Annotated in this window: 13 protein-coding genes and 1 tRNA gene; all 14 read right to left on the bottom strand. The window is 55.6% G+C overall.

Annotation, left to right across the window (positions count from 1 at the left end):
- A partial coding sequence (locus AC13DJ_RS01360) for a GTP-binding protein (protein WP_482936967.1) occupies window positions 1-267 on the bottom strand: 267 nt, incomplete at its 3' end.
- Window positions 268-302: 35 nt separating this feature from the next.
- Entirely contained in the window at window positions 303-2,408 is a 2,106-nt protein-coding gene (gene fusA / locus AC13DJ_RS01355; RefSeq protein WP_482932983.1) for an elongation factor G, read from the bottom strand.
- An 18-nt stretch (window positions 2,409-2,426) separates the two neighbouring features.
- The gene (gene rpsG / locus AC13DJ_RS01350; protein WP_482932982.1) at window positions 2,427-2,897 is read right to left on the bottom strand and encodes a 30S ribosomal protein S7; all 471 of its coding nucleotides are present in this window, start codon (window positions 2,895-2,897) and stop codon (window positions 2,427-2,429) included.
- Between the two features lie 112 nt (window positions 2,898-3,009).
- Window positions 3,010-3,384, bottom strand: coding sequence for a 30S ribosomal protein S12 (gene rpsL, locus AC13DJ_RS01345; protein ID WP_012139854.1), 375 nt, complete (start codon window positions 3,382-3,384; stop codon window positions 3,010-3,012).
- Window positions 3,385-3,549: 165 nt separating this feature from the next.
- A complete protein-coding gene (gene rpoC, locus AC13DJ_RS01340; RefSeq protein ID WP_482932981.1) occupies window positions 3,550-7,764 on the bottom strand; it encodes a DNA-directed RNA polymerase subunit beta' in 4,215 nt (1,404 codons plus the stop codon).
- A gap of 76 nt (window positions 7,765-7,840) precedes the next feature.
- Complete coding sequence (gene rpoB, locus AC13DJ_RS01335; protein WP_482932980.1) at window positions 7,841-11,917, bottom strand: DNA-directed RNA polymerase subunit beta; 4,077 nt, start codon at window positions 11,915-11,917, stop codon at window positions 7,841-7,843.
- A 242-nt stretch (window positions 11,918-12,159) separates the two neighbouring features.
- Window positions 12,160-12,534 (bottom strand): 50S ribosomal protein L7/L12, encoded by a 375-nt coding sequence (gene rplL / locus AC13DJ_RS01330; protein WP_022989310.1) that lies wholly within the window; start codon window positions 12,532-12,534, stop codon window positions 12,160-12,162.
- A 39-nt stretch (window positions 12,535-12,573) separates the two neighbouring features.
- Window positions 12,574-13,104 (bottom strand): 50S ribosomal protein L10, encoded by a 531-nt coding sequence (gene rplJ / locus AC13DJ_RS01325; RefSeq protein ID WP_036219618.1) that lies wholly within the window; start codon window positions 13,102-13,104, stop codon window positions 12,574-12,576.
- Window positions 13,105-13,316: 212 nt separating this feature from the next.
- Window positions 13,317-14,015 carry a 50S ribosomal protein L1 gene (gene rplA, locus AC13DJ_RS01320; protein WP_022989308.1) on the bottom strand — a complete coding sequence of 233 codons (699 nt, stop codon included), beginning with the start codon at window positions 14,013-14,015 and terminating at the stop codon, window positions 13,317-13,319.
- 1 nt (window position 14,016) lies between these two features.
- Window positions 14,017-14,448, bottom strand: a complete 432-nt coding sequence (gene rplK / locus AC13DJ_RS01315) for a 50S ribosomal protein L11 (protein ID WP_482932979.1) — start codon at window positions 14,446-14,448, stop codon at window positions 14,017-14,019.
- A gap of 117 nt (window positions 14,449-14,565) precedes the next feature.
- Entirely contained in the window at window positions 14,566-15,099 is a 534-nt protein-coding gene (gene nusG / locus AC13DJ_RS01310; RefSeq protein ID WP_011784236.1) for a transcription termination/antitermination protein NusG, read from the bottom strand.
- 12 nt (window positions 15,100-15,111) lie between these two features.
- Window positions 15,112-15,480: a preprotein translocase subunit SecE gene (secE, locus tag AC13DJ_RS01305; RefSeq protein WP_482932978.1), complete on the bottom strand. Its 369-nt coding sequence runs from the start codon at window positions 15,478-15,480 to the stop codon at window positions 15,112-15,114.
- 33 nt (window positions 15,481-15,513) lie between these two features.
- Window positions 15,514-15,589, bottom strand: a tRNA-Trp gene (locus AC13DJ_RS01300).
- Between the two features lie 43 nt (window positions 15,590-15,632).
- On the bottom strand, window positions 15,633-15,773 hold a 141-nt coding region (locus AC13DJ_RS01295; protein ID WP_459413317.1), incomplete at its 5' end, for an EF-Tu C-terminal domain-related protein.

The raw sequence follows: 15,773 nt of genomic DNA, 5'->3' as shown, positions 1-15,773 counted from the left end.
ATAATCAGCGTGGCCCGGGCAGTCTACGTGAGCGTAGTGACGGGTCGGAGAATCGTACTCAACGTGGGAGGTCGCGATGGTGATACCACGCGCACGCTCTTCCGGTGCGTTATCGATCTGATCGAAAGCACGGCTCTCGCCTGTGCCCCATACTTCGTGACATACACGAGTCAGGGCGGCTGTCAGAGTGGTCTTACCATGGTCAACGTGACCAATGGTGCCCACGTTTACGTGCGGCTTGTTACGCTCAAATTTTGCTTTAGACACGGTTACACCTCTTCCTGTTTCTTAAGTCCTGGGGATCAACCCTTTTTAATGATCGCTTCGGCAATGTTCGAAGGAGCTTCCATATAGCGGGAGAACTCCATCGCATAAGACGCTCGACCCTGTGTTGCAGAACGCAGGTCAGTGGCGTAACCGAACATCTCCGACAACGGAACTTCTGCACGGATAGTTTTACCCGCGGGCACATCTTCCATGCCCTGCACGAGGCCGCGACGACGGTTCAGGTCGCCAACTACGTCACCCATGTAATCTTCAGGGGTAACAACCTCTACCTTCATCATCGGCTCGAGAAGCGCAGGGTTGGCCTCGAGTGCGCCCTTCTTCATCGCCATGGAACCAGCGATTTTGAACGCCATCTCGTTGGAGTCAACGTCGTGGTAGGAACCATCGTACAGAGTCGCCTTGATACCCAGCAGCGGATAGCCGGCCAGACAGCCGTTCTGCATCTGCTCCTCGATACCCTGCTGAACCGCCGGGATGTATTCCTTCGGAACCACACCACCAACGATCTCGTTCACGAAGATGAAGTTTTCTGCATCTTCATCATCCAGCGGCAGCGGCTCGATCTTCACCTTGACGTGACCATACTGACCACGACCACCAGACTGACGAACGAACTTGCCTTCAACGTCAACCGGCTTGCGAATGCACTCACGGTAGGCAACCTGCGGCTTACCGATGTTGGCCTCTACCTTGAATTCGCGACGCATACGGTCAACCAGGATGTCCAGGTGCAGCTCGCCCATACCGGAGATGATGGTCTGACCGGTCTCTTCGTCGGTGCGAACACGGAAGGACGGATCTTCCTGGGCCAGCTTGCCCAGAGCAACACCCATCTTCTCCTGGTCTGCCTTGGACTTCGGCTCAACGGCAACAGAGATTACCGGCTCCGGGAACTCCATGCGCTCGAGAACGATCTTGTGATTCTCGTCACACAGGGTGTCACCGGTAGTAACGTTCTTCAGGCCGATCGCTGCAGCGATATCGCCCGCCAGAACTTCTTTGATCTCTTCCCGGTCGTTGGCGTGCATCTGAACCATACGGCCCACACGCTCCTTTTTGCCCTTCACGGAGTTGAAAACGGCATTACCGGATTCCAGTTTACCGGAGTAAACCCGGAAGAACGTCAGAGTACCTACGAACGGGTCGGTAGCGATCTTGAACGCCAGGGCGGCGAACGGAGCATCGTCATCAACCGGACGGGTTTCTTCAGAACCTTCGTCGTCAACCTCACCGCGGATGGCTTTAACTTCATCCGGAGCCGGCAGGAATTCAATAACGGCATCCAGTACCGCCTGAACACCCTTGTTCTTGAACGCAGAACCACAGGTGGCCAGTACGATTTCGTTGGCGATGGTACGAGCACGCAGACCCTGCTTGATCTCTTCGTAGGTCAGCTCTTCGCCTTCGAGGTACTTCTCCATGAACTCTTCGTTGGCTTCAGCGGCAGCTTCGATCATCTGCTCGCGCGCCTTCTCGGCTTCTGCCTGCATGTTCTCAGGGATGTCACGAAGCTCGTAAGTCATACCCTGATCAGCTTCATTCCAGTAGATCGCCTTCATGCGCAGCAGGTCGACGATGCCCTCGAACTCATCTTCAGCACCAATCGGCAGCTGGATGGGTACAGCAGTCGCACCCAAACGCTGGCGAATCTGCTCAACCACGCGCATAAAGTCAGCGCCGGCACGGTCCATCTTGTTGACGAACACCATGCGCGGAACTTCGTACTTGTTGGCCTGGCGCCATACAGTCTCGGACTGCGGCTCAACACCTGAGGAGCCACAGAACACAACCACGGCACCGTCAAGAACACGCAGGGAACGCTCTACTTCGATAGTGAAGTCAACGTGGCCTGGTGTGTCGATGATGTTGATGCGGTGCTCGGGATACTGCTTGTCCATACCCTGCCAGAAGGTTGTAACAGCGGCAGACGTGATGGTGATACCACGCTCCTGCTCCTGCTCCATCCAGTCTGTGGTGGATGCGCCGTCGTGGGTCTCGCCCATTTTGTGACTACGACCGGTGTAGTAAAGAATACGCTCGGTGGTAGTAGTTTTGCCCGCATCCACGTGCGCACAGATACCAATGTTTCTGTAACGTTTGATAGGAGTCTTGCGTGCCACGATATAAACCTCGGCTTGTTAGAAACGGAAGTGAGAGAATGCCTTGTTGGCTTCTGCCATACGATGCACGTCTTCGCGCTTCTTCACTGCTGCGCCCTTGCTTTCAGCCGCATCAAGAATCTCGCCAGCCAGACGCTGAGCCATGCTCTTTTCGCCACGTTTCCGTGAATATTCAACGAGCCAGCGCATGGCCAGCGCGTTCTGACGGGAAGGCCGTACTTCTACAGGCACCTGGTAGGTAGCACCACCCACACGACGGGACTTAACCTCGACCATCGGCTGGATGTTTTCCAGGGCCTTCTCGAACATTTCGATCGGCTCTTCTTTGGATTTTTCGGCAACAATAGACAGCGCGCCATAAACAATGCGCTCTGCAGTTGCTTTCTTACCGCTTTCCATCACGTGGTTGATGAACTTGGCAAGACGTGCACTGCCGAATTTAGGATCGGGAATAATTTCCCGTTTAGCTGCAACTCTTCTTCTAGGCATCGATAAGCCCTTATATCTAAAAGGTCTTCAGGAACCCCTGAGATAGCACATGCTACTCAGCCTTACTCTTACCGTTCTTACAAGCAACGATAAAAGACACCCGCTCGGGACATCAGGACTTGGGTCGTTTTGCACCGTACTTGGAGCGGCCCTGCTTACGGTTCTGTACACCCTGGGTGTCCAAAGTACCGCGAACAGTGTGGTAGCGCACACCCGGAAGGTCTTTTACTCGACCGCCGCGGATCAGCACAACGCTGTGCTCCTGAAGGTTGTGACCTTCACCACCAATGTATGAGGAAACCTCGAAGCCGTTAGTCAGACGAACACGGCACACTTTACGAAGTGCTGAGTTCGGCTTCTTCGGCGTTGTGGTGTATACACGAGTGCACACACCACGGCGCTGAGGACAGGCCTGAAGAGCAGGAACATCGCTCTTGGCTACCTTGCGCTTACGAGGCTTACGCACCAACTGATTAATCGTTGCCATGTAAGCAAACTCCAAAAAAACCATACCAATGAAACTTACCCCCTTTGCAGGGGGTAAAATTTAAGGGACGCAAGTGTAAGCCTGCGCCCCGATTCAGTCAAGATGACTGCTCTCTTTTTAACCACCCTCCGGATAGGTATCTACCCGGAGAGTGGCGCGCCTTAATCAGCTTTCGCGATTAAGTTCAGCGCTCAGAGCTTCTTCTACGTCGGCTGCAGTAATGCCCTGTTCTTCCAGGTCACGCTTGCGACGACGCTCGCTGTGGTAAGCCAGACCGGTACCAGCCGGAATCAGTCGACCCACTACAACGTTTTCTTTCAGGCCACGCAGGTAATCGCGTTTTCCGGTAACCGCACCTTCGGTAAGAACCCGGGTGGTTTCCTGGAACGAGGCAGCAGAGATAAACGATTCTGTTGCCAGCGATGCCTTGGTGATACCCAGCAGCAGACGCTCGAACCTTGCCGGATCTTTATCTGCGGCCACAGCCTTTTCGTTCTCTTCCAGAACCTGGGTGATTTCCACCTGGTCGCCGGACAGCAACGTGGTGTCACCCGGATTGGTGATTTCCACCTTGCGCAGCATCTGGCGAACGATAACCTCAATGTGTTTATCGTTGATGACAACACCCTGCAGACGGTAAACGTCCTGAATTTCGTTGGTGATGTACTTCGCCAGTTCTACCACACCCAGCAGGCGCAGGATGTCGTGCGGGTTGGACGGGCCATCGGAGATAACCTCACCCTTCTCAACCGTTTCACCCTCGAACACGTTCAGCTGACGGTGCTTCGGAATCAGAACCTCGTAGGCATCATCGTCTTTCGGTGTAATCACCAGACGCTTCTTGCCCTTGGTTTCCTTACCGAAGGAGACCACACCGCTGATTTCAGCCAGGATGGCAGACTCTTTCGGGCGACGGGCCTCGAACAGGTCGGCAACCCGCGGCAGACCACCGGTAATATCCCGGGTCTTGGAGCTTTCCTGCGGAATACGGGCTACAACGTCACCCAGCTCCACATTCGCGCCATTGGCCATGGTCACCAGTGCGTTCGCCGGCAGGAAGAAGATTGCGGCGCCACCACCCGGCAGCTCCACTTCCTCACCTGCGTCGTCAATCAGCTGGATAGCCGGACGAATGTCCTTACCCGCAGCCGGACGCTCTTTCGGGTCAATCACTTCCATGGTGGACAGACCGGTCAGCTCGTCAGCCTGGGTGCGGACAGTAATGCCCTCTTCCATATTGACGAACTTGGCGGTGCCCTTCGCTTCCGCGATGATCGGGTGAGTGTGCGGATCCCACTTGGCAACCACAACACCGGCCTCAACCAGGTCGCCGTTCTTCACGGACAGCACAGCACCGTACGGCAACTTGTACCACTCACGCTCACGACCCTGCTCATCGGCGATCGCCAATGCAGAGGAACGGGACACCACAACCAGGGAACCGTCGGTCTTCTCGATGGATTTCAGGTTATGCAGGCGTACGGTGCCACCATGCTTGACCTGGATATTATCCACTGCAGACGCCCGGCTTGCGGCACCACCGATGTGGAACGTACGCATGGTCAGCTGGGTACCCGGCTCACCGATGGACTGGGCAGCAATAACACCGACTGCCTCGCCCACGTTTACGCGATGGCCACGGGCCAGGTCGCGGCCGTAACACTTGGAACAGATACCGTGACGGGTATCACAGGTGATCGCAGAGCGCACCCAGATTTCGTCAACACCGGCACGCTCAACCATCTCAACGGTTTTCTCGTCCAGCAGTGTACCGGCAGGAACAACGGCGTTGTCCTTGTCAGTCGGGGTGAACACGTCACGGGCGGTAACGCGGCCCAGAACACGATCGCCCAGAGGCACAACCACGTCGCCACCTTCGATGTGCGGCGTCATCAGCAGGCCTTCGTCGGTACCGCAGTCTTCTTCGGTAACCACCAGGTCCTGCGATACGTCTACCAGGCGACGAGTCAGATAACCGGAGTTCGCGGTCTTCAGAGCGGTATCCGCCAGACCCTTACGAGCACCGTGGGTGGAGATGAAGTACTGGAGTACGTTCAGACCTTCACGGAAGTTCGCGGTGATCGGCGTTTCGATGATGGAACCATCCGGCTTGGCCATCAGACCACGCATACCGGAAAGCTGACGAATCTGGGCCGCGGAACCCCGCGCACCGGAATCGGCCATCATGTAAACGGAGTTGAAAGACTCCTGCATCAGGTCTTCGCCGTCTTCGCCCTTCACCGGCTGGCCATCGGGGCCAATAACCTGCTCTTTGGACAGACGCTCCATCATCGCCTTGGACACTTTGTCGTTAGCGCGGGACCAGATGTCTATAACCTTGTTGTACTTCTCGCCCTGGGTCAGCAGACCGGACGCGTACTGGTTCTCGATGTCTTTTACTTCTTCAGAAGCCGCATCAACCAGCTCGTACTTCTCCGGAGGAATCTCGAAGTCGTTGAAACCGATAGAGATACCGGAACGGGTTGCGTAGTGGTAACCCATGTACATCAGCTGGTCGGCAAAGATAACGGTGTCCTTCAGACCAGCATCCCGGTAACAGGTGTTGATCAGGTTGGAAATCGCTTTCTTCACCATCGGCTTGTTCACGATCTCGAACGGCAGGCCGTCGGGAACGATATCAAACAGCAGTGCACGACCGACCGTGGTATCAACCAGGCGGTAGGCTTCGGAGCGGCTGCTATCTTCGGCGATGGCCACTTCCTTAACGCGCACTTTCACCTTGGCCTGAAGGTCTACCTTGCCGGCACCGTAGGCGCGGTGTGCTTCCTTGATGTCGGCAAACACCATGCCTTCACCCTGGGCTGCGTGGCGCTCACGGGTCATGTAGTACAGACCCAATACCACGTCCTGGGACGGTACGATGATCGGCTCGCCGTTGGCCGGCGACAGCACGTTGTTGGTAGACATCATCAGCGCACGGGCTTCGAGCTGGGCTTCCAGGGTCAGCGGTACGTGTACCGCCATCTGGTCACCGTCGAAGTCGGCGTTGTAGGCCGCACACACCAGCGGGTGCAGCTGGATAGCCTTACCTTCAATCAGTACCGGCTCGAACGCCTGGATACCCAGACGGTGCAGGGTCGGCGCCCGGTTCAGCATGATCGGGTGCTCGCGGATAACTTCGTCGAGGATATCCCATACCACGCCTTCTTCGCGCTCGACCATCTTCTTGGCGGCCTTGATGGTGGTCGCCAGGCCACGGTGCTCAAGCTTGGAGAAAATGAACGGCTTGAACAGCTCCAGGGCCATCTTCTTGGGCAGACCGCACTGGTGCAGGCGCAGGTACGGACCCACTACGATGACCGAACGGCCAGAGTAGTCCACACGCTTACCCAGCAGGTTCTGACGGAAGCGGCCTTGCTTACCCTTGATCATGTCAGCCAGGGACTTCAGCGGGCGCTTGTTGGTGCCGGTGATGGCACGGCCACGACGACCGTTATCCAGCAGGGCATCTACAGCTTCCTGGAGCATCCGCTTCTCGTTACGCACGATGATGTCAGGAGCATTCAGCTCCAGCAGGCGCTTGAGACGGTTGTTCCGGTTGATTACCCGACGGTACAGATCGTTCAGGTCGGAGGTGGCAAAACGGCCACCGTCCAGCGGAACCAGCGGGCGCAGATCCGGCGGCAGAACCGGCAATACGGTCATCACCATGTCGCCCGGCTTGTTGCCGGAGTACAGGAACGCCTCAAGAATCTTCAGACGCTTGCTGAATTTCTTGATCTTGGTTTCGGAATTGGTCTGCGGGATTTCTTCACGCAGGCCGTCAACTTCTGCCTGCAGGTCGATATCTTCCAGCAGTTCCTTGATGGCTTCGGCACCCATACGGGCGTCGAATTCGTCACCGAACTCTTCCAGGGCTTCGTAGTACTGCTCGTCGTTCAGCAGCTGGCCCTTCTCCAGGGTGGTCATACCCGGATCGATAACAATAAAGCTCTCGAAGTACAGAACCCGCTCGATATCGCGCAGGGTCATGTCCAGCATCAGGCCGATGCGGGACGGCAGAGACTTCAGGAACCAGATGTGGGCAACCGGGCTGGCCAGCTCGATATGACCCATGCGCTCACGGCGAACGCTGGCCAGTGCAACTTCAACGCCACACTTTTCGCAGATAACACCGCGGTGCTTCAGGCGCTTGTACTTGCCGCACAGGCATTCGTAGTCCTTGATCGGGCCGAAGATCTTGGCACAGAAAAGACCGTCACGCTCCGGCTTGAAGGTACGGTAGTTAATGGTCTCAGGCTTTTTTACTTCGCCAAAAGACCAGGAACGAATCATGTCAGGCGACGCAAGACCAATACGGATCGCGTCGAATTCCTTGCTCTGATTCTGGCTCTTGAGAAGATTCAGCAAATCTTTCATCAGTTAAAGCTCCGGATGGCGTTAATCTCGGGCGGGCACACGGGGTGCCCGCTCACGCTGCCAAAAACAATTCGGCTCACTCGGATTCCAGCTCGATGTCGATACCCAACGAGCGGATTTCCTTGACAAGAACGTTGAAGGATTCGGGCATGCCCGGCTCCATGCGATGATCGCCATCGACAATGTTCTTGTACATCTTGGTCCGGCCGTTAACGTCGTCAGACTTAACAGTGAGCATTTCCTGCAGGGTGTAGGCGGCACCGTATGCCTCCAGAGCCCAGACTTCCATCTCACCGAAGCGCTGACCACCGAACTGAGCCTTACCACCCAGCGGCTGCTGGGTAACCAGGCTGTAAGAGCCGGTAGAACGAGCGTGCATCTTGTCGTCGATCAAGTGGTTCAGCTTGAGCATGTACATGTAGCCTACGGTCACCGGACGGTCAAATGCGTCGCCGGTGCGGCCATCGTACAGCTTGGTCTGACCACTGGTATCCAGGTCTGCCAGGGCCAGCATGTGCTTGACCTCGGCTTCCTTGGCACCGTCGAAGACCGGTGTTGCCATGGGAACACCACCGCGCAGGTTGTTACACAGCTCCAGGATTTCCTGATCTGACAGGCTATCCAGGTCAACCTTGAACACCTCGTCGGAGTGGTTGTAGATCTCGTCCAGCAGCTTGCGCAACTCGAGGATCTTGCGCTGTTCGTCCAGCATGCGGCTGATCTTTTCACCCAGACCCTTGGCGGCTGCGCCCAGGTGGGTTTCCAGAACCTGACCAACGTTCATCCGCGACGGAACACCCAGCGGGTTCAGTACGATGTCCACGGTGGTGCCGTGCTCGTCGTAAGGCATATCCTCGATCGGCATAACCGCAGAGATAACACCCTTGTTACCGTGACGACCCGCCATCTTGTCACCCGGCTGGATGCGACGCTTGATAGCCAGGTACACCTTGACGATCTTCAGAACGCCCGGAGCCAGGTCATCGCCTTGCTGCAGCTTGCCCTTCTTGTCGTCGAAGCGTGCTTCATGCTCTTTCTTGCGCTCTTCCAGACCCTGCTCGGATTTCTCGAGCAGCTCGTTCAGGGCTTCGTCTTTCATGCGCAGCTTGAACCAGTCCGGACGCGGCAGTTCGGCCAGGTAGGCTTCATCCAGCTTCGCACCTTTCTTCAGGCCCGGGCCGCTGATCACTTCCTGGTCTTTCAGGGCAACCATCAGACGCTCGTAAGTGGCACCTTCAACGATACGGTACTCGTCCTTCAGGTCCTTACGGTACTTGTCGAGCTGCTCTTTCTCGATGGACTGCGCACGGGCATCTTTCTCGATACCGTCACGGGTAAATACCTGCACATCGATAACGGTGCCCCGGGTACCGGTCGGAACGCGCTGGGAAGTGTCTTTCACGTCAGACGCCTTCTCACCGAAGATGGCACGCAGCAGCTTCTCTTCCGGTGTCAGCTGGGTTTCGCCTTTCGGAGTCACCTTGCCTACCAGAATGTCGCCGGGGCCTACTTCTGCACCGATGTAAACAATACCGGACTCGTCCAGCTTGGACAGCGCGCTTTCACCCACGTTCGGAATATCCGCAGTGATTTCTTCGCTACCCAGCTTGGTGTCACGGGCCACACAGGTCAGTTCCTGGATGTGGATCGTGGTCAGACGGTCTTCCTGAACCACCTTTTCGGAGATCAGGATGGAGTCCTCAAAGTTGTAACCGTTCCAGGGCATGAACGCGATGCGCATGTTCTGGCCCAGCGCCAGCTCACCCAGATCCACAGACGGACCGTCCGCCAGAACGTCACCACGGGCAATCACATCACCCTGACGCACGATGGAACGCTGGTTGATACAGGTGTTCTGGTTCGAGCGGGTGTACTTGGTGAGGTTGTAGATATCCACACCTGCATCACCGGCTTCGGTTTCTTCGTTATTTACACGAACCACGATACGGGCCGCGTCAACGCTTTCGATCACACCACCACGACGGGCTGTTACACAGACACCGGAATCCTGGGCTACGGTACGCTCTACACCGGTTCCTACCAGCGGAACCTGTGATTTCAGCGTCGGAACCGCCTGACGCTGCATGTTCGCGCCCATCAGGGCCCGGTTAGCATCGTCGTGCTCCAGGAACGGAATCAGGGACGCCGCTACCGACACAACCTGGCGCGGGGAAACGTCCATGAAGTTAACCGCTTCCGGCGGAGCCACGGTAAATTCGTTCTGGTGACGAACCGTTACCAGCTCGTCGGTCAGGCGCTTGCCTTCGTCGGTGGCCGCACTCGCCTGGGCGATCACGTAGTTGCTCTCTTCAATCGCAGAGAGGTAAACCACTTCATCAGTGACCACGCCATCGACAACTTTCCGATACGGGCTCTCAAGGAAGCCGTAGGAGTTGGAACGGGCATAGGTTGCCAGCGAGTTGATCAGACCGATGTTCGGGCCTTCCGGAGTCTCGATCGGACACACGCGGCCGTAATGGGTCGGGTGTACGTCCCGAACCTCAAAGCCTGCACGCTCACGGGTCAGACCACCCGGGCCCAGGGCAGAGATACGACGCTTGTGCGTCACTTCGGACAACGGGTTGTTCTGATCCATAAACTGGGACAACTGGCTGGAACCAAAGAATTCCTTAACCGCTGCAGCAACCGGCTTGGCGTTAATCAGGTCCTGCGGCATCAGGCCTTCGCTTTCAGCAAGGCTCAGACGCTCGCGAACCGCACGCTCTACCCGCACCAGGCCTACACGGAACTGGTTCTCGGCCATCTCGCCAACGCAACGTACGCGACGGTTACCCAGGTTATCGATGTCATCCACCTGGCCCTGGCCGTTACGGATGGCGATCAGGGTCTTGAGGACATCAATGATGTCTTCGTGGGTCAGGATGCCTTCGCCTGTGCTCTCTTCACGGCCCAGACGACGGTTCAGCTTCATCCGGCCAACCGCAGACAGGTCATACCGCTCTTCAGAGAAGAACAGGTTGTTGAACAGGGTTTCCGCAGAGTCCTTGGTGGGCGGCTCGCCCGGGCGCATCATGCGGTAGATTTCAACCAACGCTTCCAGCGGGGTGCGGGTCGGGTCGATACGCAAGGTATCGGACATGAACGGGCCGCAATCCAGGTCGTTGGTGTACAGGGTTTCAATGTCTTTAACACCGGCATCGAGGATCTTGGTAACCACTTCCTCGGTCAGTTCGGTGTTGCACTCCACCAGCACTTCGCCGGTAGACTGATCAATCATGTCCTTGGCCAGAACACGACCGTAGAGATATTCGGTTGGTACTTCCAGCTCGGTAATGCCAGCTTTTTCCAGCTGCTTGATATGGCGAGCCGTGATACGACGACCTTCTTCGGCAATCACGTTGCCGTCCTGGTCTTTGATATCAAACGTCGCGATATCACCACGCAGACGGCTTGGCACCAGCTCGAGCTTGCACACTTCTTCGCCCAGCGAGAACTTACTGGTTTCGAAGAACATCTCCAGCATCTGCTCAGAGGTGTAATTCAGCGCGCGCAGCAGAATAGACGCAGGCAGCTTACGACGACGGTCGATACGAACGAACACGGAGTCCTTCGGATCGAATTCGAAGTCGAGCCACGAGCCACGGTAAGGAATCACCCGGGCTGAATACAGCAGCTTGCCGGATGAGTGGGTCTTGCCCTTGTCGTGATCAAAGAACACACCAGGTGAACGGTGGAGCTGGGAAACAATTACACGCTCGGTACCGTTTACAACGAAGGTACCGTTCTCGGTCATCAGGGGCATCTCGCCCATGTAGACCTCTTGTTCCTTGATGTCCTTGATCGCCTTGTTGGACGATTCCTTGTCATAAATGATCAAGCGGACTTTCACCCGCAGCGGCGCGGCGTAAGTTACGCCCCTGAGCTGACATTCCTTGACGTCGAACACCGGCTCGCCGATTCGATAGCTCACATACTCGAGCGCGGCGTTGCCAGAGTAACTGACAATCGGGAATACGGATTTGAATGCTGCGTGAAGACCGGTTTCCCGGCGGTCTTCAGGAGCGGCTTCCATTTGCAGGAAGTCCCGGAACGAATCCAGCTGAATAGACAGCAAATAGGGGACGTCCATCACGGAAGGCAATTTACTAAAGTCTTTGCGAATCCGCTTTTTCTCAGTGTAGGAGTAAGTCATCTGCATTCCCCAGCTTTAGACCTGATACCTGGTATCAAGAAGCAATCAAATGTTCTGCTTCGGGGCCGAATTGCTCGGCTTATCGCGCCGTCTTGAACAAGACTCTGGCTGTAGGTTATAGATCTGACATCAACCTGCAATTGCACACCAGACTCTATAGCATATACAACAGAAAAAGGCCGGTGGCACGAAGCCACCAGCCCGTCCATGCTTAATGCACGGTGTCGATCAACAGCCGACTCTTACTTAAGCTCAACAGAAGCGCCTGCTTCCTCAAGCTTCTTCTTGGCCTCTTCAGCCTCGTCCTTGCTAGCGCCTTCCTTAACAGTAGAAGGAGCGCCGTCAACCATTTCCTTGGCTTCTTTCAGGCCCAGACCAGTCAGTTCACGAACGGCCTTGATAACGTTTACTTTCTTCTCGCCAGGACCGGTCAGAACTACGTCGAACTCGGTCTGCTCTTCAGCGGCTTCGCCACCAGCAGCGGCAGCCGGAGCGGCAGCAACAGCGGCAGCAGCAGAAACGTTAAACTTCTCTTCCATAGCTTCAACGAGCTCAACAACTTCCATTACGCTCATTTCAGCAATTGCATTCAAAATATCGTCTTTAGACAGAGCCATGACTTTCTCCGAAAATGTAAAAAATGGTGTTCAACAGAATCAAGCAGCTTCTTGCTTCTGGTCGCGGACTGCAGCTACTACACGTGTGATTCTGCCCGGAATATCGTTCAGAGTACGTGCAAGCTTGGTAACTGGTGCCTGTGTAACAATGGCCAGCTTGGTCAACGCTTCGTGCAGCGTCGGCAGCGTAGCCAGGCGATCGATCTGTTCTGCGCCCATCAGCTCACCGCCAACAGCCAGACCCTTGATTTCGAACGCCTCTTTCTCTTTGGCAAAATCCTTTAGCAGGCGCGCAGCGGCACCCGGATCTTCCATAGAGAAAGCCAGAATGGTAGGACCAACCAGCGCAGGATCGATGCACTCGAACTCGGTACCTTTAATAGCAATCTTCGCCAGGTTGTTACGAACAACCTTCAGGCGAACATTCTCGGCACGAGCCTTGGCACGAAGCGCAGTCATGTCACCAGAGGTGACACCACGGTAGTCAGCCAAAACCACAGACAGAGCAGCTCCAGCAGTCTCGTTGACTTCAGCGACGATCGCCTTCTTGTCTTCGAGTCTAATTGCCACTGGATTTCTCCTCGATTTCGCCAGCTTTATGCCGGCAAACCCATCATTGTCCTCAAAGAGGACGCCTAACGGTGTTTGGGTTCAGAGAGAACGTCTTCACACCGTCTGCGCAGGCGTTGCTTTAACCCTTGCGGCCCTTGTTACCAAGGGCCTCGGAGGCCTGCGGTCTTTGACAGCCTTGGCTTCCGCCCAGACTACAAAGTAACTACCGATCAGAGGCTCAGAGTGCCCTGATCAATAGTCAGGCCAGGACCCATCGTAGAAGAGATAGTGATCTTTTTCAGATACACACCCTTGGACGATGCAGGCTTGGCCTTTTTCAGGTCTGCAACCAGAGCTTCAAGGTTCTCCTTGATGTTCTGGGCAGAAAATTCAACGTTACCCAGCGGAGCGTGGATAATGCCGTTTTTGTCAGTACGGTAGCGAACCTGACCGGCCTTGGCGTTCTTCACTGCAGTTTCAACGTCTGCAGTTACAGTGCCAACCTTCGGGTTCGGCATCAGGCCGCGGGGACCGAGGATCTGGCCCAGCTGACCAACAACACGCATGGCATCGGGAGTCGCGATAACCACGTCAAAATCCATGTTGCCTTTCTTCACTTCGTCAGCCAGATCGTCCATGCCGACAATGTCTGCACCAGCGGCAGTGGCTTTCTCGGCATTGGCACCCTGGGTGAATACTGCAACACGTACGGTTTTACCGGTACCGTGAGGCAGAACGGTGCTGCTACGTACAACCTGGTCGGATTTACGTGCATCAACACCCAGGTTTACGGCTACGTCTACAGACTCTTTGAACTTGACGTTCTGGCCCAGTTCAGACAGCAGCGCAACCGCTTCGTCTACAGTGTAGGCGCGGGTGGAGTCTACTTTTTCACGAATCAGCTTCTGACGCTTACTCAGCTTAGCCATCTTACAGACCCTCCACGTTCAGGCCCATGCTGCGGGCAGTACCAGCGATGGTGCGAACGGCTGCGTCCATATCGGCAGCAGTCATGTCCGGCTCTTTGGTCTTGGCGATTTCTTCCAGCTGAGCGCGGGTTACCGTACCCACTTTGTCCGTGTTCGGACGACCGGAACCGCTCTTGATGCCAGCCGCTTTTTTCAGCAGCACCGGCGCCGGCGGGGTCTTGGTAATAAAGGTAAAACTGCGATCACTGTATACAGTGATAACAGTCGGAATCGGCAAGCCCGGCTCCATGCCTTGAGTCTTGGCATTGAAGGCCTTACAGAATTCCATGATGTTTACGCCACGCTGACCCAGGGCCGGACCAACGGGGGGACTCGGGTTGGCCTGGCCGGCAGCAACCTGAAGCTTGATATAGGCTTCAATCTTCTTTGCCATGATAGCTCTCCTGTGGGTTCGAACGCCTTTCGGCTCCCCGTTAATAACAACTGCAAATAGCAGACACAAAAAGCCCGCGTCGCTTCAGCGCGCGAGCTTTCAGGCTTGAAGGCTGCCTCAGTCTTTCTCGACCTGACCAAACTCCAGCTCTACCGGAGTAGATCGACCGAAGATCAGAACGGCAACCTTGACTCGACTCTTCTCGTAGTCGACTTCTTCAACCACGCCATTGAAGTCTGCAAACGGACCTTCAACAACGCGAACAATTTCGCCCGGCTCGAACAGGGTCTTGGGCTTCGGCTTGTCTGCACCACTTTCTACACGACGCAGGATTGCTTCTGCTTCGCGCTCGGTGATCGGAGCCGGCTTGTCTTTGGTACCACCAATAAAACCAAGAACCCGCGGGGTATTCTTGACAAGATGCCACGAAGCATCGTCCATTTCCATCTGGACCAATACGTACCCGGGATAGAACTTGCGCTCACTCTTGCGCTTTTTCCCGTCACGCATTTCAACGACTTCCTCGGTCGGAACCAGGATCTCGCCGAACTTGTCTTCCATTCCTTCGAGCGCAACACGCTCTTTCAGAGTGCGCATTACGTGCTTTTCGAAGCCAGAATACGCATGAACGACGTACCAGCGCTTAGCCATTGCCCACTCCTGTTAACCGATAAAGCCGGCGACCAGCCAACTGATCAGTGAATCCATACCCCACAAGATCAGCGCTACAACCAGAACAAACACCACAACGATAATTGTGGTCTGAACCAGCTCAGGCCTAGTGGGCCATACCACTTTCCGGATCTCGACACGCGCTTCTTTCAAAAGGGTCGCAAAACGGCGACCACGGTCGGTCTGCAAAGCCACAAAGGCAGCAACCAGACCAAGCGCAACCAGAGCCAGAACCCGATACAACACAGACTCTGCACTGAAATACTGATTACCGACGACACCGACGGCAATCAGAACGAAAACAACCAGCCATTTCACGGTATCGAAACGGCTGGTCGATTGAACGGCTTTTGACTCCATAGGAATCAGCTTATGTATCCGGATGTTAAAAAATGGCAGGCCAGGAGGGAATCGAACCCCCAACCTGCGGTTTTGGAGACCGCTGCTCTGCCAATTGAGCTACTGGCCTGCACCGAAACAACTCAGTGCAACAACAAAGAGTAACCCGAAGGTTACTCGATGATCTTGGATACCACGCCGGCACCAACGGTACGGCCGCCTTCACGAATCGCGAAGCGCAGACCATCTTCCATGGCAATCGGAGCGATCAGGGTAACAGTCATTTTCACGTTGTCACCCGGCATTACCATTTC

The organism is Marinobacter sp. L-46, assembly GCF_056859535.1.
The sequence above is the reverse complement of the archived record's forward strand: the minus strand, read 5'-3'. Positions and strand labels throughout refer to the sequence as shown.

Coding starts and splice junctions, on each gene's coding strand:
- nusG (WP_011784236.1), bottom strand. CDS start 15,099: ATGGCTAAGCGCTGGTACGTCGTTCATGCGTATTCTGGCTTCGAAAAG.
- rplK (WP_482932979.1), bottom strand. CDS start 14,448: ATGGCAAAGAAGATTGAAGCCTATATCAAGCTTCAGGTTGCTGCCGGC.
- rplL (WP_022989310.1), bottom strand. CDS start 12,534: ATGGCTCTGTCTAAAGACGATATTTTGAATGCAATTGCTGAAATGAGC.
- rpoB (WP_482932980.1), bottom strand. CDS start 11,917: ATGACTTACTCCTACACTGAGAAAAAGCGGATTCGCAAAGACTTTAGT.
- rpsG (WP_482932982.1), bottom strand. CDS start 2,897: ATGCCTAGAAGAAGAGTTGCAGCTAAACGGGAAATTATTCCCGATCCT.
- rpsL (WP_012139854.1), bottom strand. CDS start 3,384: ATGGCAACGATTAATCAGTTGGTGCGTAAGCCTCGTAAGCGCAAGGTA.
- rplA (WP_022989308.1), bottom strand. CDS start 14,015: ATGGCTAAGCTGAGTAAGCGTCAGAAGCTGATTCGTGAAAAAGTAGAC.
- secE (WP_482932978.1), bottom strand. CDS start 15,480: ATGGAGTCAAAAGCCGTTCAATCGACCAGCCGTTTCGATACCGTGAAA.
- rpoC (WP_482932981.1), bottom strand. CDS start 7,764: ATGAAAGATTTGCTGAATCTTCTCAAGAGCCAGAATCAGAGCAAGGAA.